This is a genomic window from Lysobacter sp. Hz25, from assembly GCF_046097045.1.
GTDB lineage: Bacteria > Pseudomonadota > Gammaproteobacteria > Xanthomonadales > Xanthomonadaceae > Lysobacter > Lysobacter antibioticus_B.
In genome coordinates, this window is sequence record NZ_CP175666.1 from 2,032,407 (window position 1) to 2,056,163 (window position 23,757).

At 67.4% G+C, this 23,757-nt stretch carries 13 protein-coding genes; 7 read left to right on the forward strand and 6 right to left on the reverse strand.

Annotation, left to right across the window (positions count from 1 at the left end; all coding sequences use genetic code 11):
* Positions 1-242: 242 nt before the first annotated feature.
* Positions 243-1,616: an MBL fold metallo-hydrolase RNA specificity domain-containing protein gene (locus ACKN61_RS08565; protein ID WP_408953123.1), complete on the forward strand. Its 1,374-nt coding sequence runs from the start codon at positions 243-245 to the stop codon at positions 1,614-1,616.
* Positions 1,617-1,864: 248 nt separating this feature from the next.
* Positions 1,865-4,195 (forward strand): GEVED domain-containing protein, encoded by a 2,331-nt coding sequence (locus ACKN61_RS08570; RefSeq protein ID WP_408953124.1) that lies wholly within the window; start codon positions 1,865-1,867, stop codon positions 4,193-4,195.
* Positions 4,196-4,446: 251 nt separating this feature from the next.
* On the opposite strand, the gene ACKN61_RS08575 is transcribed toward ACKN61_RS08570, so the two are convergent.
* The 4 genes from ACKN61_RS08575 to ACKN61_RS08590 all read right to left on the reverse strand — a co-directional run bounded on the left by ACKN61_RS08575 (position 4,447) and on the right by ACKN61_RS08590 (position 10,707).
* On the reverse strand, positions 4,447-6,834 hold the full coding sequence (locus ACKN61_RS08575) for a GEVED domain-containing protein (protein WP_408953125.1): 2,388 nt from the start codon (positions 6,832-6,834) through the stop codon (positions 4,447-4,449).
* 1,458 nt (positions 6,835-8,292) lie between these two features.
* Positions 8,293-9,501 (reverse strand): low temperature requirement protein A, encoded by a 1,209-nt coding sequence (locus tag ACKN61_RS08580; RefSeq protein ID WP_408953126.1) that lies wholly within the window; start codon positions 9,499-9,501, stop codon positions 8,293-8,295.
* Between the two features lie 28 nt (positions 9,502-9,529).
* On the reverse strand, positions 9,530-9,802 hold the full coding sequence (locus ACKN61_RS08585; RefSeq protein WP_408953127.1) for a hypothetical protein: 273 nt from the start codon (positions 9,800-9,802) through the stop codon (positions 9,530-9,532).
* A 131-nt stretch (positions 9,803-9,933) separates the two neighbouring features.
* Positions 9,934-10,707: an SDR family oxidoreductase gene (locus ACKN61_RS08590; protein ID WP_408953128.1), complete on the reverse strand. Its 774-nt coding sequence runs from the start codon at positions 10,705-10,707 to the stop codon at positions 9,934-9,936.
* 110 nt (positions 10,708-10,817) lie between these two features.
* On the opposite strand from ACKN61_RS08590, the gene ACKN61_RS08595 reads away from it, so the two are divergent.
* The 5 genes from ACKN61_RS08595 to ACKN61_RS08615 all read left to right on the forward strand — a co-directional run bounded on the left by ACKN61_RS08595 (position 10,818) and on the right by ACKN61_RS08615 (position 20,069).
* The gene (locus tag ACKN61_RS08595) at positions 10,818-11,756 is read left to right on the forward strand and encodes a helix-turn-helix domain-containing protein (protein ID WP_408953129.1); all 939 of its coding nucleotides are present in this window, start codon (positions 10,818-10,820) and stop codon (positions 11,754-11,756) included.
* 161 nt (positions 11,757-11,917) lie between these two features.
* Positions 11,918-12,814 carry an ABC transporter ATP-binding protein gene (locus ACKN61_RS08600; protein ID WP_408953130.1) on the forward strand — a complete coding sequence of 299 codons (897 nt, stop codon included), beginning with the start codon at positions 11,918-11,920 and terminating at the stop codon, positions 12,812-12,814.
* Between the two features lie 13 nt (positions 12,815-12,827).
* Complete coding sequence (locus tag ACKN61_RS08605) at positions 12,828-16,397, forward strand: ABC transporter permease/M1 family aminopeptidase (RefSeq protein ID WP_408953131.1); 3,570 nt, start codon at positions 12,828-12,830, stop codon at positions 16,395-16,397.
* Between the two features lie 1,348 nt (positions 16,398-17,745).
* Positions 17,746-19,071: a DEAD/DEAH box helicase gene (locus ACKN61_RS08610; protein WP_408953132.1), complete on the forward strand. Its 1,326-nt coding sequence runs from the start codon at positions 17,746-17,748 to the stop codon at positions 19,069-19,071.
* 527 nt (positions 19,072-19,598) lie between these two features.
* Entirely contained in the window at positions 19,599-20,069 is a 471-nt protein-coding gene (locus ACKN61_RS08615; RefSeq protein ID WP_408953133.1) for an avidin/streptavidin family protein, read from the forward strand.
* Between the two features lie 136 nt (positions 20,070-20,205).
* Here the strand turns inward: ACKN61_RS08615 and ACKN61_RS08620 are convergent, their stop codons facing one another.
* A complete protein-coding gene (locus ACKN61_RS08620) occupies positions 20,206-21,819 on the reverse strand; it encodes a CHASE2 domain-containing protein (RefSeq protein ID WP_408953134.1) in 1,614 nt (537 codons plus the stop codon).
* A gap of 41 nt (positions 21,820-21,860) precedes the next feature.
* The gene (locus tag ACKN61_RS08625; protein WP_408953135.1) at positions 21,861-23,561 is read right to left on the reverse strand and encodes a FecR domain-containing protein; all 1,701 of its coding nucleotides are present in this window, start codon (positions 23,559-23,561) and stop codon (positions 21,861-21,863) included.
* Between the last annotated feature and the right edge of the window lie 196 nt (positions 23,562-23,757).

The following is a 23,757-nucleotide window of genomic DNA, read 5'->3' on the forward strand; positions in this document are numbered from 1 at the left end:
GCCGGGAAGGGTGTCGAAGGTCATGTGGGGTGGCGCGAATTCGTTCAGTTTTGCCCGGTTTGTGCGGCCGCTGCGCCGATTCCAGCGGTTCGCGCCCAAGACGGCGACCCACGGCGACCCGCGGCGATCGGCTGCGATCCCCGCCGTTCCGCCGGGTGCGGTGTTTGCACGAAGCGCAGGCAGGGACCGTCGCAGGGGCCATGCTAGCGTTCGCCTTTGTCGATAGATGCGGAGTGCATTGCATGCGAGTCCATTTCCACGGCGCGGCCGGCGAAGTCACCGGTTCCCTGCACGAGGTCGAGGCCGGCGGCCATCGCATCTTGCTCGACTGCGGCATGATCCAGGGCAGCCCCGAAGCCGAACAGCGCAACTTCGACCCTTTCGCTTTCGACGTCGCCGCGCTGGACGCGCTGGTGATCAGCCACGCCCACATCGACCACATCGGTCGGGTGCCGCTGCTGGTGCGGCGCGGTTTTCGCGGGCCGATCCATGCCCAGGCCGCGACCGCCGACTTGATGCGCATCATGCTGCTGGATTCGGCCTCGATCGCGGAAAGCGAAGCCGAGCGAAGCAACCGCCGGCGTGCGCAGGGTCAAGCCGAAGCCATGCCGCTGTACACGCGCGAAGACGTCGAGGCGACCATGCAGCGGGTCGAGTCGTTGCCTTACGACAGCCCGCGCACGATCCTGCCGGGCGTCGAGATCGTGTTCCGCGAGGCCGGCCATATCCTCGGTTCGTCCGCGGTCGAATTGCGCGCCGAAGGCAGAACGCTGGTGTTTTCCGGCGACATCGGGCCGAAGGGCACGCCGATCCTGCGCGACCCGGCGCCGATCGCGCAGGCCGATCTGGTGCTGATGGAATCGACCTATGGCGACCGCCTGCACAAGGACCGCGCCGAAACCATCCTCGAACTCGGCCGCATTCTCGAACAGGCCTGGAGCGACGGCGGCAACGTGCTGATCCCGGCGTTCGCGGTCGGCCGCAGCCAGGAACTGCTGTACTGGTTCGCCAAGTACTGGGACGAGTGGAACCTGTCGCGCTGGCAGATCTTTCTCGACAGCCCGATGGCGGCCAAGGTGGTCGGGGTCTACGACCGCCACGCCGACCTGTTCGACGAAGACGCGTTGCAAGTGTGGAAGGAGAAACCCACCCCGTTCCAGTTGCCGAACCTGCGCCTGACCGCGAGCGCCGAAGAATCGATGGCGATCAACCGCATCGAGCGCGGCGCCATCGTCATCGCCGGTTCCGGCATGGCCAACGCCGGCCGCATCCTGCATCACTTCAAGCACAACCTCGGCAAGCCGCAGACCCATGTGGTGTTCGTCGGCTACCAGGCCGAAGGCACGATCGGCCGGCGCCTGGTCGACGGCGCGCAATGGGTGCGCATCCATGGCAAGGATGTCCGCGCCAATGCCCAGCGCCACACCATCGGTGGGCTGTCGGCGCATACCGACCAGAAGGGTTTGATCGAGTGGTACGGCCAGATCGGCGGCCGTCCGCAACTGGCCCTGGTCCACGGCGAAGACAAGGCGCGCGAAGCGCTGGCCGGCGAGATCGGCGAGCGCTACGGCATCGAGGTCAAGCTGGCGCGGCCCGGGATGACCCTAGAGGTTTGATCGTCGCTTGCGGCACGCCCGGCCGGCTGCGACCGGCCTGCCGGGCCGCAGCTTTCGCGGCGTCCCTATTCAGTCCGTTCAGGCGAGGCCTGAGCCGACTGCCAAATCTGCCTGGCAACCCTGACTTGCGCTTTGACATGCAGCCTGCATGCGCTTAGTTTCCATGGGATTGTGCTTGATGTTCCATTAGGACGTGCCGCTCGCCGAGCGGGCACAGCTGTCGGGCACGGATGGGAGTAGGGGGAGCGATGGGGAACCGTTTGCGCGTGCGCAATCCGGGCCAGGCGAGCTCGAATCCGGGATTCCGGCATGCCGGGAGCCGCATCGCCTGCCTTCGAGCCGCCCTGGCGGCTGCCATCGTCGGTGCCGCGGCGACCGCACCGGCGCTGGCTTCGGAACAGAACCCCGATGTCGATGCGGCGACGGGCACCCAGACGACCTATATCTCCGGACTGGTGCTGACCGCCGCCACCGGCGGCGGCGTGCCCGGGACGTCGTCTACCTCGATCACCGCAGGCGGACAGTCTTTCGGCGGTAATCCCCCCACCGCCTACGATCCACGCATCGACCTGGTTTCCGAGACCTTCAATTTCCTTACCCCGGGCACCCTGGTCATTGTGGCTGCAGGCGGGCAACAGGCCATGGGTACGCTGACCTTTAGCTTCAGCCGTCCGGTGGTGAATCCGCGTTTCCATTTCGCCCGCCTCGGCGGCACCGGCGCCGGCGCTGGTTTTTCCTCGACCTTCATGACCGCGCCCGCGGGCTCGACCTGGACCGTGATCGGCGGTTTGTTGACCACCACGCTCGCCAATACGCGTTTGCGCGGTTCGTCCAATGCACCCACGGTCGCTTGCGGCGACCCGGCGACCACCTCGGGTTGCGGCACCGCGCAACTCAACGGCACGTTCACCTCCATCCCGCTCGGTATCGGCATCGGCAACCCCACTGCGGCTACGCCCGGCGATCTGGGCGCGGACGGCTACGGCGTCACCATCACCGTCGACGAAGATTTCAGCGACGCGCCGACCAGTTACGGCATGGCCGGCCACGTCAATTCGGGCCTTACCCTCGGCGCCAGCCTGACGGTCGACCCGACCCTGCCGTTGACGATTCCCAACGGCACCGCCTATATCACTCCGGCACCCGCGACCAGCCCGCGCGCCAGCACCAACGCCGCCGGCGACACCGACAACGCCTTCGCCTCCTTGCCGATCGTGGGCGTCGGCACCTACAGCCTGTCGGTGCCGGTGGCCGGCTTCCAGAGCGTCGCCGGCGCTACGCCGCAGTTGTGCGGCTGGATCGATTTCAACCGCAACGGCACGTTCGAAACCGGCGAGCGCGCCTGCGCCGGCGTCACCGGCAACGGCAACGTGGCCTTGAACTGGACGATTCCCACCGGCGCGACCTATGTCGCCGGCGAAAGCTATGCGCGCCTGCGCCTGGGTTACACGACTTCGCAAGTTCAGAACGCGACCGGCCTGGCCGACAGCGGCGAGGTCGAGGACTACCCGATCACCCTGCTGCCGCGCGTGCGCCTGACCAAAGCCTTGGTGCCGACTTCGGATCCGGGCCTGTTCAATCTCTCGGTCGTGCCGCCGTCGGCGACTGCAGTACAGACCAACACCGGCGCTGTGTCGAACGTCGGCAACGGCGGCACCACCGACTGGGTGCCGGTGCCGTTCGGCACGCTCGTCACCGTCAGCGAGACCGCCGGCACTAGCACCAGCCTGAGCAACTACACCTCCAGCATCGCCTGTACCGACCGCTCCGGCGCCGCGGTCACGCTCGGCGCCGCCGGGACCACCCGCACCTTCTCCAGCATGGTCAGTGCACCGGTCGGGCCGCCGACCACGCCGAATACCGCCAACGCCAACCTCAGCGAGATCAGTTGCACCGCGACCAATGCGCGGCTGCCCACCTTGCAGGTGGTCAAGGTCACCCAGAACGGCGTCGGCACGTTTTCGTTCAGCGGTACCAACGGCATCGCCAATCACGACATCACCACCGTCACCGCCGGCACTGGCGTGGCCGGCCCGGTGCAGTTGCTGACCGCCGCGAGCACCGCGACCACGGTCAGCGAAGCGCCGCTGCCGGCCGGTTATCTGCTCGGCGGCATTTCCTGCAGCGGACTCGGCGCAGGCGGCAACGCAACCGTCGACCTGCCGAACCGCAGTGTGAGCCTCGACGCCGCCGCGACCGTAGCGGGCAGCGCCATCGTCTGCACCTTCACCAACATCGCCCAGGTCGCCGACCTCGCGATCACCAAGACCAACACGCCCTTGGCCGGCGACAACGACCAGGCCAACGACACCGTGGTGCGCGGCGCGACCACGCAATACAGCTTGCGCGTCACCAACAACGGGCCGGTCTCGGTCACGGGCGCCATCGTTCAGGACACGCCGGTGGGTGGCTTGAACTGCCCGGCAGGCAACGTGGTGAGCTGCAGCAGTGCCACCGCCGGCGCGTGCCCGGCCGCTCCGAGTCCGATCCTGATGAGCGATCTGACGGCCGGTGTGGCGCTGGGCACCTTACCGCTGGGCGCGGTGGTAACGCTCAGCTTCTCGTGCACGGTGTTGTAGACCGGGCGGCGCAACGGGCGATGCGCTGAGCTATGTAGTCGGACTGCGTGAGCGGCCCGCATGGCGGGTCCGGCCAGACACGGTCATGAGGTTCGCGCAGCGAGCGCGCTGCGCGATAACGATAGCGAAAGCTGGAGCCGGCGAATCCGCCGCTGCTGACGATCGCAGAGCCGATCGCGCGTGCTGGCCCTGCGACCGCAAATCCAGCGGGGAAATCTAGTGGGCGGGGCGGAAGTGGTTCCGCCACGCCGTCATAGCACGGTGCACGAAAACGTCAGAGTCGCGACCGTGCCGACCGACAGCGTGCCCAGCGGTACGCCCGCGGTCAGGTCGCTCATCAGGATCGGGCTCGGTGCGCCCGGGCAGGCGCCGGCGGGCACGCTGCTGCAGCTCACCACGTTGCCGCTCGGGCAGTTCAAGCCGGCGCCAGGGGTGTCGCGCACCACCGCACCGGTCACCGACACTGGGCCGTTATTGGTGACACGCAAGCTGTATTGCGTGCTTGCACCGCGCACCAGGGTGTCGTTGGCCTGGTCGCTGTCGCCGGCCAGCGGTGTGTTGGTCTTGGTGATGGCCAAGTCCGCGACCTGGGCGATGTTGGTGAAGGTGCAGACGATGGCGCTGCCGGCTACGGTCGCGGCGGTGTCGAGGCTCACACTGCGGTTCGGCAGGTCGACGGTTGCGTTGCCGCCTGCGCCGAGTCCGCTGCAGGAAATGCCGCCGAGCAGATAACCGGCCGGCAGCGGCGCTTCGCTGACCGTGGTCGCGGTGCTCGCGGCGGTCAGCAACTGCACCGGGCCGGCCACGCCAGTGCCGGCGGTGACGGTGGTGATGTCGTGATTGGCGATGCCGTTGGTACCGCTGAACGAAAACGTGCCGACGCCGTTCTGGGTGACCTTGACCACCTGCAAGGTGGGCAGCCGCGCATTGGTCGCGGTGCAACTGATCTCGCTGAGGTTGGCGTTGGCGGTGTTCGGCGTGGTCGGCGGCCCGACCGGTGCGCTGACCATGCTGGAGAAGGTGCGGGTGGTCCCGGAGGCGCCGAGCGTGACCGCAGCGCCGGAGCGGTCGGTGCAAGCGATGCTGGAGGTGTAGTTGCTCAGGCTGGTGCCGGTGCCGGCGGTCTCGCTGACGGTGACGAGCGTGCCGAACGGCACCGGCACCCAATCGGTGGTGCCGCCGTTGCCGACGTTGGACACGGTGCCGCTGTTGGTCTGCACAGCGGTCGGCGACGCCGGCGCCACCGAGAGGTTGAACACGCCGGTATCTGCCGCCGGGCTCAGCACCTTATTGAGGCGCACACGCGGCAGCAGGGTGATCGGGTAATCCTCGACCTCGCCGCTGTCGGCCAGGCCAGTCGCGTTCTGAACTTGCGAAGTCGTGTAACCCAGGCGCAGGCGCGCATAGCTTTCGCCGGCGACATAGGTCGCGCCGGTGGGAATCGTCCAGTTCAAGGCCACGTTGCCGTTGCCGGTGACGCCGGCGCAGGCGCGCTCGCCGGTTTCGAACGTGCCGTTGCGGTTGAAATCGATCCAGCCGCACAACTGCGGCGTAGCGCCGGCGACGCTCTGGAAGCCGGCCACCGGCACCGACAGGCTGTAAGTGCCGACGCCCACGGTCGGCAAGGAGGCGAAGGCATTGTCGGTGTCGCCGGCGGCGTTGGTGCTGGCGCGCGGGCTGGTCGCCGGCGGCGTGGCGATGTAGGCGGTGCCGTTGGGAATCGTCAACGGCAGGGTCGGGTCGATCGTCAGGCTGGCGCCGAGGGTAAGGCCCGAATTGACGTGGCCGGCCATGCCGTAGCTGGTCGGCGCATCGCTGAAATCTTCGTCGACGGTGATGTTCACGCCATAGGCGTCCGGCGACACGGTGCCGGTGAGCGCCGTCGGGTTGCCGAGGCCGATGTTGAGTACGGCCGAAGTGAAGGTGCCGTTGAGCTGGGCGGTGCCGCAGCCCGAGGTCGAGGCAGGATCGGCGCAGGCCACCGAGGGCGCGGCCGACGAAGCGCGCAGGCGCGTGTTGCCCAGGGTCGTCGACAACGCCCCGCCGATGACGGTCCAGGTCGCGCCGCCGGTGGCGGTGAGGAAGGTCGTGCTGTTGAGCGCGCTGCCGCCGGTGCCGCCGAGGCGGGCGAAGTGGAAGCGGGGGTTCACCACCGGACGGCTGAAGTTGAAGGTCAGCGTGCCAGCGGCTTCCTGTCCGCCGCCCACCACGTTGACCGTGGTGCCCGAGGGCGAGGGCGTCATGAAATTGAAGGTGTTCGAACCGAGATTGATGCGCGGGTCGTAGGCGGTCGGCGGATTGCCGTCGAACGTGGCTGCGCCGACGTTGGTGGACGTCGTGCCCGGCGTGCCGCCGCCGGACACCGCCGTCACCGTCAGCAGCGAGGCATAGCTCGCGCGGTTGAAGGCGGTGTCGATGGCGTCGTTCTGTTCCGACGCCGACACCGGCAGGGCGCTGCCCAGGACCAGCAGGGCCGACAGCCAAGCCAGTGCGCGTGGAACGAAGCGGGGGCGCGGCGCGTCGATAGCCGGGCGCCCGAGCGGAGAAAAGGTCGCGCCATCCTGGCCGGCAGCGAAAACGATGGCATAAGCGTGCTCGCCGAGCCGCGGGTGCGGCACGGTGTTTTGCTGACTTCGCATACGGTCCCCTGGATGGTCATCGCTGGAGAACCGGCACTCGAGTCGATCGGGCACCGGTCCTCGCCATATGTGTGACTCAAGTCACACTGGCCGGCGCAAATTATCCGTACGCGGCGACGAAGTCAAAGCTTTTGTATGGTCTTTGCCTAAAACGTCCGCATCGCGCGAGCGTGGCCGGAATCGCGGACGTTCGACGTAGAGCGGCCGCATGGAGAGCGGCGACCGTAGCGTCTCGACCTTGCGACGCTACCGGTCGGAGCCCCTGTGCGGCGTGAGCCGCGGCCACGGGACGCGCAGAACCGAGCGCGCCGGTGCCACGCATCGAAGCGGGGTGTTTACGCGAGGGTGGGAGCGGCGTCCTACTGGATTTCCTTCGGTCACAAGTCGCGACCGCGCCATCTCGACCTCGCGGCGTTACGCGCCGCGGCCTCCTGTAGGAGCGGCGTAAGCCGCGACCGCGCAACTGCGTTTCTTGCCGCAGAGCGGTGAAGCAACATCTAAAGCTTCCGTCCGCTAACGCGGCCGGGTTACTTTCTTTTGCTAAGCCCAAAAGAAAGCTAACCAAAGAAAAGGGCTCTCCTTGCAAGGGCACAGGCCACGAGTGCGATGCTGTCGCCGGGATTTTTCGATAGGACATCCTTGTCCTATCGAAAAACGGCGCACGTCCTGTGCGCCGCCCTACGGGTCTCCAGGTGTTCTCGCAAGTTCGGCACTACGCCAAGCTCATTACAGCAACGGCAACGGCAACAGCAACGGTTGCCGTGCTCTTAGGGTAGGAGCGGCGCAAGCCGCGACCGCGAATCTACAGGTGCCGGCGCCGGCGATCGTGGCTGCGTGGTCGCGGCCGCTCCTACCCTTTGAACCGTCGTCGCTGCAGGCAACGGTTGCCGTGCGCCATCTCATACTCGCGAAGGCAATCGAAGACCCGGAGGGCGGCCTGCATGGATGCAGGCCGTTTTTCATCGGGACAGGGATGTCCCGTATGAAAAATCCCCGCGGATGCACCGTTCGTGCGGGCCTGTGATTCAAAACAAAGCATTTTTCTTTGGTTACCTTTCTTTTGTTGCTTTAGACAAAAGAAAGTAACCCGCCGCTTTAGTGGCGGAAGCTTTTGGCGTTTGATCTAGTTCTTGATCTTGCAGGAGCGATGCGCTGCAAACCCGCTACAGCGCGGTCGCGGCTTGTGACCGAAGGAAATCCAGTAGGACGCCGCTCCTACCCTCGCGAAAGTGCGCCGCTTCGATGCGTGGCATCGGCGCTGTCGGTTCTGCGCGTCCCGCGGTCGCGGCTCGCGCCGCTCCTACCCCGCGCGAAAATACGCCGCTTCGATGTGTGGTATTCGGCGTTGTTGGTCCTGCGCGTCCCGGGGTCGCGGCTCACGCCGCTCCTACAACGGATGGATTCCTCCACCCAGTCACAACCCGCTGCGTACGCCGAGGCACCGAGACGTTCTGCCGATCAATGCACCGCCGGAGCCGCCGGCAACGGCCCTCGCCGCAAGGCGATGGTTTCCCAGGCGGCGACGATCATCAGGACGGCGCTGGTCGCCGCCCCCAACAGCAGCGGCGACAGATGCAGCGGCGCGCTCGCGAAGGCCAAGGCGGCGAGCAGAAGCAGGCCGACGCAATGCGAGAACGGCGGGAAGCGACGGGTGTTGGTGACCCACTTGAACAAGGCGCAACCCAGCAGGTACAGCGCCGGACCGCCGATGATCGCGGCGATGCCGGCGCCGTCGGCGTGGTCGGGATGGACCAGCACCAGTTCGTCGGCGACCGCGCACACCACGATGCCGCCGACGATCAGCAGGTGCAGGTAGGTGTAGGCGTTGCGCGCCTGGCGGGCCTGCCGGGTCTGGTCGGTCTGCTGCAGCATGCGGTGGGTCGCGCGCTCGGCGCCGGTGTCGAAATAGATCCACCACATCGCCACACTGCCGAGGAAGGCGATGCAGAACGCGGCCACCGCGGTCGGGTTCCAGTCGAGCTTGGCGAAGGTGGCACCGGTAATCAGGATGGATTCGCCCAGGGCGATGATGATGAACAAGCCGCAGCGCTCGGACAGATGCGCGCCTTCGACGTCCCAGTCCGACAGCGAGGAACGGCCCAGGCCGGGCACGCGGAAGTAGGCGAGGGGGCCGAGGTATTCGATCGCCACCGCGACCAGCCACCAGCCGACCCGCGACTCCGGCTCGGCCAGGCCGCCCAGCACCCAGAACACCGCCGATACCGACAGCCAAATCAAAATGCGCACGAAGTTGCGGAAATTGCCCGGGCTGCGCCCGCCGCGCAGCGCCCACAGCATGAACGCCGTGCGCCCGACCTGCATCGCCGCGAACACCAGGCCATAGACGAGGCCGCGTTCGGCGAAGGCCTGCGGCAGCGACGACGACAACAGCAGGCCGCCGAACATCAGCGCGAAGATCATCAGCCGCACCGGCACCTTATCCGGGTCGAGCCAATTGGTGACCCAGGAGGTGAAGATCCACAGCCACCACACGCCCAGGAACAGCAGGGCGGTGCGCAGCGCGCCGACCGCATTGAGGTTTTCGAGCAGCGTATGCGACAGCTGGGTGATCGCGAATACGAATACCAGGTCGAAGAACAATTCGCTGAAGCCGACCTTGGCGTGGCCTTCGCGGATGCGCAGCAGGGTGGTGCGGGCGGGAGTCATGGCGGCGTCTGCGGTTCGGTCGTACAGCTTAGCCGCGCGACAGCTTCCACCAAAGCAACAGCGCGACCACCGCCGGCCCGGCGAACACCACCAGGAAGATCGGTAGCTCCTCGGCCACGCTGTAACCCGCGCGCGCCACGCCGACCCACAGGTTGATCGCCGCGCCGATCAACCACAGCGGCAGGAACACCTTCAGCGCGGTCAGCATGGGCCCGGGCCCGGCGCCGCCGATCAGCCGCGCGGCGAACAGGCACAGCGCCAACAGCACCAGGCCGCCGAGTATCACCATCACCGTATGCATTGCGTTTCCCCTGTGAGTACCGCTGTTGCCGTCCTGCCGCCGCAGCCCGCGGGCGCAGGCGCACGGCACGGCGTCGTCGGCCATGGTTGGCGGCGGCGCGTGCAGGCGATGTGCACGCGCCGCCGCATCGCTCAGCGGGTGGTGTAGCCGCCATTGGCGAAGATGGTTTGGCCGGTGATCCACCAGCCGTCGGTGACCAGGAATTTCACCAGCGGGGCGATATCGCGGATCTCGGTCAGGCCGCTTTGGGTGCGGCTGCTCAGCGCCGCCGCGGTGGCGTGGTAGGCCGCCGATTCCTTGGACTCGGCCGGGTAGAAGAACGGCGTGTCCATCGGTCCCGGGCCGATCGCGTTGACCGAGATGCCGCGTTCGCCGAACTCCTTGAAGGCGGCGCGGGTGAAGTGCTCGATCGGCGCCTTGCTGCCCGGGTACACCGCGTAGAACGGCGTGTACGCGGCCAGCAGCGAGCTGACGATGGTGCAGACGTTGCCGTCGTCGGCGAGTTGCTTGCCGGCCTGCTGGATGAAGAAGAACGCGGCCTTGGAATTGACCGCGAACATGCGGTCGTACTCGGTCTCGGTCACCTCGATCAGCGGCTTCTTGATGACCATGCCGGTGGTATTGACGGCGATGTCGATCTTGCCGAAGCGCGCCTTGGCCGCGTCGAACAGCTTTTCGACCTCGTCGGGCCGGGTCAGGTCGCCCTGGTGGGCGAAGGCGTCGGCGCCGGCGCTGCGCAAGGCGGCGACGGTGTCCTCGGCGGCGGTGCGGGTGGCGTCGCTGTTGTAGTGGACGGCGATGCCGGCGGCGCCGCCCAGGGCGAGCTCGCGCGAGATCAGGCCGCCGAGGTTCTTGGCGCCGCCGCCGATGACGACGGCCTTGCCGTGGAGGGAACGATCGGGCATGGGGAGGGACTCCGTTGGGCTGAAGGAGCGGGGCGGGGGCCGCCGCGGACGTTGACGCGAATGTGATCGGAATCATGTTTAGCTCGCCCCACGTCCGTTGCGCTTCCACGATGTCCGAGCCGCTTTCAATTTCTCCGCCGACCGTGGCGGCCGATGCCTCCGCTCGCGGCGAGTCCGCGCTGGGCGCGGCCGCGGTGCGCGACTGGCTCGGCGCGCGCCGGCTCTCGTTCAATCGCGAGCTGACCCTGGCGCCGGGCCTGGAATTCGCCTTCGCCTCGGAGAGCATCGCCGAGCCGACGCAATGGCGCCTGCAGCACGACCGCCATACCCTGATCGTCCATCTCGACGGTTCGATGCGGCGCCTGGACACGCGGATCGAAGGCGTCGGGCGTTTGCGCCTGCCGCCCGCGGCCGGCGATCTGTGGCTGATCCCGGCCGGCCGCCGCTATCAGGGCGAGGCGCTAGGCGGCGAGATCGCCTACGCCGAGCTCACCATCGATCCGGCCCGCTTCGGCCCCTGCCGCGATGGCGCCGCCGACCTCGCCGCGCGCATGAAGCAGCGCGATCCCTTCGTGCACGGCCTGGCCGCGCGCCTGGCCGCGCTCTGCGACCAGGGCGACGACCTGGCGGCGATGCTGCGCGAAGCCTTGGGCCAGACCTTGGGCCTGCATTTGTTGCGCGAGTACGGCCGCAGGCCCGCCGTAGCGGCCGCGACCGCGCCGCGCCTGCAACCGGCGCAACGGCAGCGGATCGAGGACTACATCCAGGCGCAGTTGGACCAGCCGATCCGGCTGTCCGCACTCGCGGCGATCGCCGGACTCAGCGTGCACCGGCTGCTGGTCGCGTTCCGCGCCGCCTTCGGCGCGACCCCGATCCAGTACGTGCTCGGCGAACGTCTGCGCCGGGTCTGCCTGCGCCTGCGCGACAGCGACGAGGACATCGCCACCATCGCGTTGGAGACCGGTTTCGCCAGCCACAGCCATCTGTCGATGGCGTTCAAGAAGCGCTACGGCCTGGCGCCGCGCGACTATCGCCTGCAGTCCCGCTAGGCCGGCGCGCCCGCGGGCCGCGCCACCGTTCGCCGCCCCTGCCATCGGTCATGACGACGAAACGCCCATGGGTGTAAGCGCCGCGGCCGCTAGCATCGATCCTGTCAGGAAAGGCCCGGCGATCCGCGCCGCGCCGTCTTCCCTCCGCACGGGACCCATCGATGCTCACCATTCGCGACCTCACCAAGACCTATGCCAACGGCGTACGCGCGCTGGACGGCATCTCGCTGGATATCCCGCGCGGCATGTTCGGCCTGCTCGGCCCGAACGGCGCCGGCAAGTCCTCGCTGATGCGCACCCTGGCGACCCTGCAGGAGGCCGACGCCGGCAGCGCCACGCTCGAAGGCGCCGACGGCCGCCCGATCGACGTGTTGCGCGACAAGGACACGGTGCGGCGGCAATTGGGCTATCTGCCGCAGGACTTCGGGGTCTATCCGAAGGTCAGCGCCGAGGACCTGCTCGAACATTTCGCCGTGCTCAAGGGCCTGACCCAGCGCAAACAACGGCGCGAGGTGGTCGACGGCCTGCTGCATCAGGTCAACCTGTGGAACGCGCGCAAGCAGAAGCTCGGCACCTTTTCCGGCGGCATGCGCCAGCGTTTCGGCATCGCCCAGGCCCTGCTCGGCGACCCGCGCCTGGTGATCGTCGACGAGCCGACCGCCGGCCTCGACCCCGAAGAGCGCAATCGTTTCCTCAATCTGTTGGCCGAGATCGGCGAGAACGTCGCGGTGATCCTGTCGACCCACATCGTCGAGGACGTGACCGACCTCTGCCCGACCATGGCGATCGTGAACAAGGGCAAGGTCTTGCTGACCGGCGAGCCGAACGCGGCGATCGCCGCCGTGGCCAACCAGGTGTGGCGCAAGCAGGTGACCAAGGCCACCTTGGCCAGCTACGAAACGCGCTACACGGTGTTGTCGACGCGCCTGGTCGCCGGCCAGCCGGTGATCCACGTGTTCAGCCAGGACCGCCCGGAGGAGGGCTTCGAGCCTGTCGCACCGGACCTGGAAGACGTGTACTTCCAGCGCCTGCGCCAGCACTCGCGCGTCGCGGCTTGAGCGGGGCGCCCAGATGATCGCCGAATTCTTCCGTTTCGAGTTGCGCCAACAGCTGCGCGCGCCGCTGTTGTGGCTTATTTCTCTGCTGTTCGGGCTGCTGGCCTTCGCGATGACCAGCTCCGATGCGGTGCAGATCGGCGGTGCCATCGGCAACGTCAACCGCAATGCGCCGTCCACCGTGATCATGGCGCTGAGCTATTTCAGCCTGCTCGGCCTGTTCGCCATCGCCAGCTTCATCGCCGGCGCGCTGCTGCGCGATTTCGAGCTCGGCACCGCCGACCTGTTTTTCTCCAGCCCGATGCGCAAGCGCGACTTCCTGATCGGCCGTTTCTCCGCCGCCCTGGTCGCCTGCCTGCTGGTGTTCGCGATGGTCGTCGCCGGCCTGATCATCGCGCCGCTGATGCCGTGGATCGACCCGGAGCGGCTCGGGCCGTTCTCGCTGATGCCGTATTTATGGGGCCTGTGCGTGGTGGTGCTGCCGAACCTGTTGTTCATCGGCGCGCTGCTGGCCTTGCTCGCGGTGACCGCGCGCAACCTGCTGGTGGTCTACCTCGGGGTGATCGCGTTCTTCATCCTGTACCGCCTCGGCCGGGGCCTGGCCACCGACCTCGATAACGAGTGGCTGGCGGTGATGATGGATCCGTTCGGGATCACCGCGTTGCGCCGTACCCTGCGTTACTGGTCTTCCAACGAACTCAATACCGCGATCCCGAGCCTCGACCGTTTCCTGCTGGCCAATCGCCTGGTCTGGAGCAGCATCGGTCTGGCGCTGGCGGCGACCGCCTTCGCCCTGTTCAAACCGCAGCGTACCGCCACCGGCAAGGGCTGGTTCCGGCGCAAAAAGCGCTCCGTGCCGGTGGCGACGACGCCGTCGACCGTGGTCGCGCCGCGCGTGCAGCCCACCTTCGGTACCGGCACCGCCGTCGCCCAGTTCCTGCATGCTTTGCGCTTCGACACCGTCGGCGTGCTCAAGAGCGTGCCGTTCCTGATCATGCTGGCGTTCGCGGTCGCCAACCTGCTCGGCAGTGCCGGCGCCATGCGCAGTCTGTTCGGCACCGAAACCTATCCGACCACCTCGGTGATGATCGGCGCGCTGCAGGACACTTTCGGCTTCATGGTCGTGTTCATCGTGATGTTCTACGCCGGCGAGCTGGTGTTCAAGGAACGCGGGGTCAAGCTGGCCGAGGTCACCGATGCCATGCCGGTGCCGAACTGGGTGCCGCTGTTGAGCAAGGTTGCGACCCTGGTGTTGGTGGTGCTGATCTTCCAGGCCATCGGCAGCCTCGGCGCGATCGGCTACCAGCTCGCCAAGGGCTATCACGAGCTCGAACCGCTGCTGTACGCCAAGGCCTTGTTGCTCGATTCGATACCCTTCGTGCTGATGGGCGGCCTGGCCCTGGTGCTGCAGGTCCTGACCAACAACAAGTTCATCGGCTACGGCGCCCTGATCCTGGTGGTGGTGCTGCAATCCGTCTTCGGCCTGCTGCACTTCGAGCACAACCTGTACAACTTCAGCCGCGCCTCCGAAGCGCCGTACTCGGACATGAACGGTTACGGCCAATTCCTCGGCGCACGCCTGTGGTTCCAGGCGTACTGGGGCTTGTTCGTCGCGGCCTTGCTGACCCTCGCCGCGGCGTTCTGGGTGCGCGGCGTGTCGCCGAGCCTGCGCGATCGCCTCGCCCTGGCGCGCAGCCGCTTGCGCGGCGCGCCCGGCATCGTCCTGGCCGCGTTCGCCCTGGCCTGGGTCGGCGCCGGCAGCTATATCTTCTGGAACACCAACCTGCTCAACCGCTACGTGCCCTCGGACGTGGCGATGGACGAGCAGGTGCGCTACGAGAAGGACTATCGCAAGTACAAGGGCCTGGCCCAGCCGCGCATCCTCGCCGTCGAGGTCGACGTCGACCTGCATCCGGAAACCTTGAGCGTGTCCAGCAAGGGCCGCTACCGCATCGTCAACCCGCATGCGCAGCCGATCAGCGAGTTCCACATCACCGTCGATCCCGAGCAGCGCATCACCGCCCTGGAGTTCGGCGGCGCCAAGCTGAGCCACGACGACGAGCGCCTGGGTTATCGCATCTACAAGCTCGATCGGCCGATGCAGCCCGGCGAACAGCGCGAACTGCGTTTCGCCCAGGCGTATGCGCAGCGCGGTTTCGGCAACGAGCCCGACAACAAGGCCATCGTCGCCAACGGCAGCTTCTTCAACTCCGCGACCTTCCCGCACTTCGGCTATAACGAGAACCGCCAGCTCGCCGACCGCAACGAGCGCCGCAAGCGCGGCGTCGCCGAGGTGCAGCGCATGGCCAAGCTCGAAGATAAGGCGGCGCGCGGCAACCACTACATCGGCGGCGATGCCGACTGGATCGACTTCAAGACCACGGTCTGCACCGCGCCCGACCAAATCGCGCTGGCCCCGGGTTATCTCAAGCGCGAATACCGCCGCGACGGGCGCCGTTGCTTCGACTATGCGATGGACCAGCCGATGCTGCCGTTTTACGCCTATCTGTCGGCGAAGTGGCAGGTCAAGCGCGCCGAGCACGGCGGCATCCCGGTCGAGGTCTATTACGACCCGAAACACGCCTACAACGTCGACCGCATGATCGACGGCGTCAAACAATCGCTGGACTACTTCCAGGCCCAATTCACCCCCTACCAGCATCGCCAGGTGCGCATCATCGAATTCCCCGGCTATGCCCGTTTCGCCCAGAGCTTCGCCAACACGATTCCGTTCTCCGAATCGATCGGCTTCATTGCCGACCTGCGCGACACCAGCGCGATCGATTACGTGTTCTACGTGACCGCGCACGAAGTCGCGCACCAGTGGTGGGCGCACCAGGTGATCGGCGCCGACCTGCAGGGTTCGACGATGCTGTCGGAATCGCTGTCGCAGTACTCGGCGCTGATGGTGATGGAGAAGGCCTACGGCCGCGCCAAGATGCGCCGTTTCCTCAAGTACGAACTGGACAACTACCTGTCCGAGCGCAGCGCCGAGCGGGTCGAGGAACTGCCCTTGTACCGGGTCGAGAACCAGCCCTACGTGCACTACCGCAAGGGCTCGCTGGTGTTCTACCGCCTGCGCGAAGACCTGGGCGAGGCGGCGGTCAACCGCGCCCTGAAACGCTTCCTGCAGGACAAGGGCTTCCAGCAACCGCCGTACACCACTTCGGCGGAACTGCTCGACTACCTGCGCGCCGAAGCCAAGCCCGAGCAGCAGGCGCTGATCACCGACCTGTTCGAGAAGATCACCTTCTACGACAACCGCGTGGTGAGCGCGAGCACGAACAAGCGCGCCGACGGCAAGTACGAAGTGACCATGCAATTGCACGCCGGCAAGGTCTATGTCGACGGCAAAGGCAAGGAAAGTCCGGCCCGGCTCGACGACTGGATCGAGATCGGCGTGTTCGCGCGCGGGCCCTCGGGCGAGGAAGCCGACGAGAGACCGCTGCTGCTGGAGCGTCGCCGGGTCACCGAGGGGGAATCGACGATCAAGGTGGTGGTCGACGAAGCGCCGTATGAGGTGGGGTTCGATCCTTACAACAAGTTGATCGATCGGGTGTCGGCGGACAATCGTCAGCGGTTGTAGGCGGTGGGCGAGGGCCACGGCCGTTGTTGTTGACGCGGCTGTTGCAGTTGCAGTTGCAGTTGCCCTTGCCCTTGCCCTTGCCCTAGTTGTTGCTGTGCGCCGATTCGCACTAGCGAAGGCAATAGAAGACCCGGAGGGCGGCCTGCATGGATGCAGGCCGTTTTTCATCGGGACAGGGATGTCCCGTATGAAAAATCCCTGCGTCGGCATCGAGCGCGCGGGCCCTTGATTCAAAGAAAAGCATTTTTCTTTGGTTACCTTTGACCGAAGGGAATCCAGACGGACTTTTGTTGCTTTAGACAAAAGAAAGTTACCCGCCGCTTTAGTGGCGGAAGCTTTTATCGTTTGGTCTTGCTTCCATTAAAGCCACAGGCAAGTGCGAAGTACCCCTGTAGGAGCGACGTAAGTTGCGACCACGCTCTGCCGGCCTCCGGCACAACCCTTCAAGAAAGAGCAGAGCTTCCGTCCGCTACGCGGTCGGGTTACTTTCTTTTGCTAAGCCCAAAAGAAATGTAACCAAAGAAAAGGGCTCTCCTTGCAAGGGCACAGGCCACGAGTGCGATGCCCGCGCCGGGATTTTCCGATAAGACGTCCCTGTCTTATCGGAAAACGCCGCACGTCCTGTGCGGCGCCCTCCGGGTCTCCACTTGACCGGCAGAGCGACAAAGCAGATCAAAATCTCGGCAACGGCAACGGCAACGGCAACGGCAACGGCAAGGGCAAGGGGCGTCGTGCTCTTGGGTAGGAGCGGCGCAAGCCGCGACCGCGTTGCCGCGGTCTCGCGGCGCCCCGATCACCGAATAGGGTGGGGACCCTCAGCCAGGAAACGGCCGCCAAGATGCAACTTCAGGTGTCGATCCGGGCTGAACGCAACTCAAAATGGACGCGGCCCGCGGCCCCAAGCACTCCGAACCCCGCAGACGGCCCAGGCCTTCCCATGCCGAGCCCGACCCGGCCCCAACCGCCGCGACGACCCCAAACCCAACCAGGACAGGGCCTCCGGCCCCACCGTATGACCGCCCGCTGACACCCACCGTGGAACCCAGCTGGCGGTTTCACGGGGTTTCGAGTAGAGTTCGCCCCGTTCAGCGCACGGCTGCCTCCCCGCAAGGGTACGTTTCCCAGGTTGCCTGTCGCCCCGCACCGAGTTCTCGGATTCGCCGGCGCGACTTTTTATCCCGCACGTCTTTCGTAGCGCAGACACGGCCCGGAGCATCCGGCGCCGTCAAATCAGATACTCGCAGCGCGGTTCAAGGGAACGCTGGGGTCATCACGCGATCGTCTCGATCGTGCGCCCGTTTCGACGGGCGCCGGGCGAGGCCGCATCGCGAACCACTGGAGTTCCAACATGACGTTTGAATCGCTTGGGCTTGCGCCCGCGTTGCTGCGCGCGCTGTCCGAACAGAACTACACCACGCCGACCCCGATCCAGAGCGAAGCCATTCCGCTCGCATTGGCCGGCCACGACCTGCTCGGCGGCGCTCAGACCGGTACCGGCAAGACGGCGGCCTTCGGCCTGCCGCTGCTGCACCGCCTCGCCACCACCCAGGGCAACACCCAGCGCAAGCCGCGCGTGCTGATCCTCGCGCCGACGCGCGAACTGGCGCTGCAGGTCAGCGACAGCCTGCGCGGTTACGCCAAGTACCTGCGCCTCAACATCCACGCCATCTTCGGCGGCGCCGGCATGGGCCCGCAGCTCGATGCGCTGCGCCGCGGCGTCGACGTGCTCGTCGCCACCCCGGGCCGCCTGATCGACCACCTCGAGCGCGGCAGCGCCAAGCTCGACGGCGTCGAGATGCTGATCATGGACGAAGCCGACCGCATGCTCGACATGGGCTTCCTGCCGGCGATCAAGCGCATCCTCGGCCGCCTGCCGCAGTCGCGCCAGACCCTGCTGTTCTCGGCCACGTTCGAAACCCAGATCAAGCAGCTTGCGCTGGAGTTCATGCGCAATCCGCAGCAGGTGCAGATCGCCGCCAACAGCCTGGTCGCCGAAGCCATCACCCACCGCGTGCATCCGGTCGACGGCGGCCGCAAGCGCGATCTGCTGATCGACATCCTGGCCAAGCGTCCGAACGATCAGGTGATCGTGTTCGGCCGCACCAAGCACGGTTGCAACCGCCTGGCCGAGCAGTTGGAAGAAGCCGGCCTCAAGTCGGTCGCGATCCACGGCAACAAGAGCCAGGCCCAGCGCCAGAAAGCCCTGCGCGACTTCAAGGCGAACAAGGCCCGCGTGCTGGTCGCCACCGACGTCGCCGCGCGCGGTCTCGACATCCCGAGCCTGCCGCTGGTGATCAACTTCGACCTGCCGATGGTCGCCGAAGACTACGTGCACCGCATCGGCCGCACCGGCCGCAACGGTGCGACGGGCGAAGCGCTGTCGTTGGTCTCGCCGGACGAAGGCGGCCTGCTGCGCCAGATCCAGCGCATCCTCAAGGACGACATCGAGATGGTGACGGTGCCCGGCTACGAGCCGTCGCGTCCGATCCGCATGGGTTCGGATGCGCCGGGCGCGCGCAGTCCGGGCGGCAACCGCGGCAACAATGGACCGCGCAAGCCGGCGCATCGTCCGCACGGCAAGCCGGCCCCGCGTCACGCGCATGCCGGTCCGAAGCAGCACCGCGGCGGCGCAGGCGCGCAGCCGGGCCAGCGTCGCGACCGCAACGCCGGTTGATCGATCCGCTTGGCGGTTCGTCATCGATGAATCGAAAGGGCCGGCATTGCCGGCCCTTTTCGTTGTGGGCGATGGGGAAGCCTCGCCGCAGTGCGCTGGCACCGATACGCGCGCCGTCGATCCGCGACGCGCATCACGTTGTCCGACTGATTCGCGCGTGGATACGCGCGATGAGTTTCGTTGTTCAGCCTCGCCGCGACGAAGCGTGTGCGCAGTCGCGGTTCGAGCGGTATGCGCGTTAGCGAGCGTAGTAGCAGCCCGCTAGTGGTTCGCGTTCGATGCGAGCGAAGCGGGCGTGCGATCGCGGTGGTCCGCCGGCCGTCTGGTTCGGCCGGGTCCAGGCAGCGGACACTTCGCCGGACATCGCGTCGAACACTTCGCACGGCGACGGCCGCCTGAGGGCGCCGCGATCGCGTACGCGAAGGCTTCGACGCCATCGCACTCGACGATCGGCTCGGTATTCGTCGCTGCGATTCGACATCGCTTGAAAAGCGCGGCGCTCTCGCCGCCTTACGACAGGAGGCAACATGGAACGTGCAGGAGCAGTTCTCGTTCTTCTCGGCTTGTTCGCGGTCAGCGGCAGCGTGTCGGCGAAGAAGCCGCAGAAGGAAGCGGCCGACGCGGCGGCGCTGGTGCGTTGCGGCAACCCGGTGGGCTCGTGGCGCAACCAGATGGGCTCGGAAATGAGGATCACCTCGTTCAACCCGAGCACCGGCGCGATCCAGGGCCAGTACCGCACCAACGGCGGCGCGCCCGGTTTCTATCCGCTGGTCGGTTGGGTCAATTCGGCGCCGCCGGCGCCGGGCGCGAACAATGCGGTCACCATCGCCTTCAGCGTGCGCTGGGGCCAGATCGGCAGCATCACCGCGTGGACCGGTACGTGCACCGATTCGGCCGCGGGCGCGGGCTTGCGCACGCTGTGGCATCTGTCGCGGCCGAACTCGCAGTTCGACTGGGACCACATCCTCGCCGGCGCCGACACCTTTACTTCGATGTAGTGGCGGCTCGCCGAAGATCGTCGGTGTGGAAGGCAGGAGCAAATCCCCCCAGCCCCCTCCCAAAGAGGGGGCGTGAGGGTTGTGTCTGTTGTCATTGCGATGACGACGGGCGTCGTCGGCTCGGATCCGACGCCGCTCAGACTTCGCCGAACCGGGTCGCTTCGCGGCGGTCGCGGCCGTTTTCCTTGGCGCGGTACAGCGCCGAATCGGCGCCGTCGAACAAGGTGCGCACGTGGGTGTGGACGCCCGGTACGCAGGTGTACAGGCCGATGCTGAGGCTGACGCGCTGGTCGGCATGGCCTTCGCCGTAACGCGCGTCGAGCTTGCGCATGTCTTCCAGGATCCCGTCGGCGACGCGGGCGGCGCCTTCGACGTGGGTATCGGGCAGGATCACCGCGAATTCGTCGCCGCCGAAACGCGCGGCCAGGTCGCGCGGACGGCGCGCATGCGAGCCGATGATCTCGGCGATCTGGCGCAACAGCTTGTCGCCGGCGCGGTGGCCTTCGGAGTCGTTGTAGGCCTTGAAGAAGTCGACGTCGACCAGGGCCAGCGACAGCGGCGCGCGGGTGCGCCGGGCGCTCGCCAGTTCGCGTTGCAGCACATGATCGAAACGGCGGCGGTTGCCCAGCCGGGTCAGGGTGTCGAGATTGGCCTCGCGGCGCCAGTGGCGCAGGTGGGCGATCATCCACAGCAGATAGGCCAGCGCGATCATCGCGATGGTGGTCGCCGGCGCGAACCAGACATTGCCCAGGCGCAGCAGCGCGACGCTGCCGAACGCGGTCAGCAAGGCGGCCACGCCGGTTACCAGCAGCGGGCGCTGGAAGCGCGGATGCAGCATCAACAGCACCACCGCGAACAGCATGACCGCGGCGAGCAATGCCTGCCAGAGCGGCAGCATCGGCACGATGGTGCGATCGTGCAGCAGCATTTCGATGACGTTGGCCTGGTACTCGGCGCCGTCCATGCGCACCACGTCGGACATCGGCGTGAGATAGCTCGGGGCGAGGCCGCTGGCGGTCACGCCGACCACGACCCAGCGGCCGCGCAGCAGTTCGGCCGGCACTTCGCCGTCGAGCACGTCCGAGTACGAGACCTGGCCGAAGGTGCCCGGCGGCCCGGCGAAGCGGATGCGCACGCGGTGGTCGCGGGTTTGTTGATACGGCGAGCCGCGTTCGGACGCGGGGCGGCGCAGGCCGGGCAGGGGATGCGGCACGCTGTTCGGTTCCAGCCCGATCAGGGCCAGGCCGAGCGCCGACCAGCGCGATTCGCCCAGGCCGGCCTGCAGGTACATCTCGCGCGTGGTGCCTTCGGAGTCGAGCTCGATGTCGGTGTGGCCGAGCGTGGTCGCGGCGGTCGCGATCAACGGGGTCGGCAGCACTTCCACCAGCGGCCCGTTCTGGCGCAGCGGCGCGGTGGTCACCGGCAGGGCGACGCGGCCGACGCGGCGCATCGAGGCGGCCAGCGCGGCGTCGTGGCCGTCGCCGGTGCGGTCGGGTTCGGCCAGCACCAGGTCGAGGGCGACGCCGCGCACGCCGGCGTAGCCCAGGCGGTCGAGCATCTGCGCGTGGATGTCGCGCGGCCACGGCCACTGCCCGAGTTCGTTGAGGCTGCGATCGTCGATGGCGACGATGACGACGTCGTCGTCGGGCGCATAGCCCCAGTTCGACAGGTGCAGGTCGTAGAACACGTCGTCCAGGCGCGAGGCCGCGCCGGTGACGGTCAACAGCGCGGCCAGGCCGGCGGCGAGCAAGGCCGCGCCGCCTCGTAACAGCCTGGACCGGGCCGTTGGGGTCATAACGTCAGCAACAGCAACAAGGCGCCGGCGGCGCCCGCGCCATAGCAGACGCGGCAGGGCAGGCGGATTTGCTGCGGCGGGCCGTACGGCGCGGCGTAGCCGTCGTCCTCGATGGTCTGCACGCGGACGTGCCAGGTGCCGCCGCCGGGACGCTTGAGTTCGATCTGCGGCACGTCCACCACCTCGTCGAGCAGCAGCTTGGAGAAGTCCCGTTCGCGCGCGATCTGCACGCGATAGCGTTGGCCCGGTTCGCCCTTCTGCCAGCGCAGGGTCAGCATACCCTTCGCCGCCTGCGGCGCTTCCAGACCGGGGTCGACTGGCGCATCGCTGATTTCAAACGGCAAGACGTTGCCGTAGCGGCCGGCGTGGCCCTTGCCGTCGCGCGAAGCCACGCGCCAGTAGTACTTGCCGGGCGCGAGCGACTCGGACGGGCGGAAACGCTGGCCGGCGACTTCGGTGTCGATCAGCGGCTGGCCGAAGTGCTCGTCGGCGGCGACTTGCAGGCGGGTGCGCTCGGCGCCTTCGGCGCGGGTCCACTCGAAGCGCGGACGAGGCAGGTTGAGGCGTTGCCCGTCGAGCGGGCTGATCGTCAGCGGCGGCGCCGGCTGATCGTTGACGGTGAAGACCTGGCTGCTGTCGCGGCCGCCCAGGCCGTTGGCGGCGACGGCGCGCACCTGCACGCGCTGGCGGCCGGCCGGCAGATCGTCGATGCGCTGGCGGGTGTCGCTGGTGCGGGCCTCGAACAACAGCACTTCGGGGGCGTCGTCGCGCACCACTTCGACGCGATATGCGACCGCGCCTTCGACCGGCGACCAGGCGATGGTCGCGGGCAGTTGTTCGGGCGGGGCGGCGTTCAAGGCCGGCGCCGGCAGCAACTGGATCGGCGCCGACGGCGCGGCGCCGGCAGCGGCGACCGTGCCGTAGCCCGGGCGCACCATCACTTCGGCGCCTCGATTGCCGACCGCGACCTTGCCTTCCAGCACTTCGGTCGCGTCGGGCGCGCCCTCGTCGCCGGCGCTGACGCGGAAGTGGGTGCCGCGCACGCTGGAGGTCGCCGAGGGCGTGTCGATGATGTAGCGCGAGGCCGGACCCTTGGCCGGGATCACCCGGTTCAAGGTGCGGCCGCGCTGCAGGCGCATGCGCGTATCGACCATGCCGGTGCTGCCGTAGCTGCTGAGTTCGTCGAAGGAGATGCGGCTGTTGTCCTGGATCATCAGGCGCGAGCCGTCGGCGAACTCGAGCGTGGCGCTGGCGCCGGGGCCGGTCTCGACGCGGCTGCCGATGCCGATGCGCATGCCTTCGACGACCAGTGCGGCGGCGGCCTTCTCGGAAGTCAGCAGATTGACCGCGCCGCGCACGGCGATGACGCGCGCCTTGGCCGGTTCGATGCGCAGCCAGCCGACCGGGAACAACATGCGCGTGCCCGGCGGCAGGTGATAGGGGTCGGCAATGCGGTTGTGTTCCTGCAAGCGGCGCCAGTTGATGCCGTTCTTGAGGTGTTTGGCGCCGAGGTCCCAGAGGGTGTCGCCGGGACGCACGCGATAGCTCCAGTCCTGCGCCTGGGCCAGGCCGGTGCCGGCGAACAGCAGCACGACCGACAGAGCGGCGAAACGAAAGCGGGTGAAAGCCAAGGCGGCAAGGCTGCGCGACGCGGCACGCGCGGCGGCGAAGGATTGGGGCGCTGGAATGTGGGACATCCGTATTCCGAGGCTGGGTGGGACAGCGGGCACCGTGGACGGCGAGGCACAACAACCGCTAATTATGCGGTGTCAGTCACACTTTTTCTGCTGTCGACCGGTTCGACCGCCGCTTCCGGTCCGACCGGAGAGCCGGCCCGGGCCGCCCTGCATCGGTGCATCCGGCTGGCCGCTCGGGGCCTGGACGAAGCCGGCG